The following is a 395-nucleotide window of genomic DNA, read 5'->3' on the forward strand; positions in this document are numbered from 1 at the left end:
CAGTTTCAACAACCCATCTTTTCAAGTCAGCTACTAACGGATATTTATCAAATAAAACTAGCATAAATCGCAGGTCGTCAAGGCTGATTTTTACATAGCCTGTTGACTTATACTGCATTAGCAACTGATAAATCCTAAACGTATAGATACTGCTAAATTCCGTGACGTCTGCTAAAGCAAATTGGGTAAAACTTGCTCTCAAATCACTTAATAACGGTACAATCCGTTTATGAAAAACAATCCGAGCTACGATATTGTCATCATCTCTACGATTGGGTAACGAATCCAATAAATTATAAGTTCTAAGACCATGTAAATATTTGCGATGGTCTTCTGGGTGTGGGTATTTTTCTCTTAACCGTTGCTCAGCTGTTCTATCAACACGCAAGTCCTCT

General features: G+C 37.2%; 1 protein-coding gene. It reads right to left on the reverse strand.

The window, feature by feature from the left end; translation table 11 throughout:
* On the reverse strand, positions 1 to 289 hold a 289-nt coding region (locus M3175_RS24650; RefSeq protein ID WP_251524640.1), incomplete at its 3' end, for a replication initiation protein.
* Between the last annotated feature and the right edge of the window lie 106 nt (positions 290 to 395).

The organism is Robertmurraya korlensis (assembly GCF_023715225.1).
In the GTDB taxonomy this organism is placed as follows: Bacteria; Bacillota; Bacilli; order Bacillales; family Cytobacillaceae; genus Robertmurraya_A.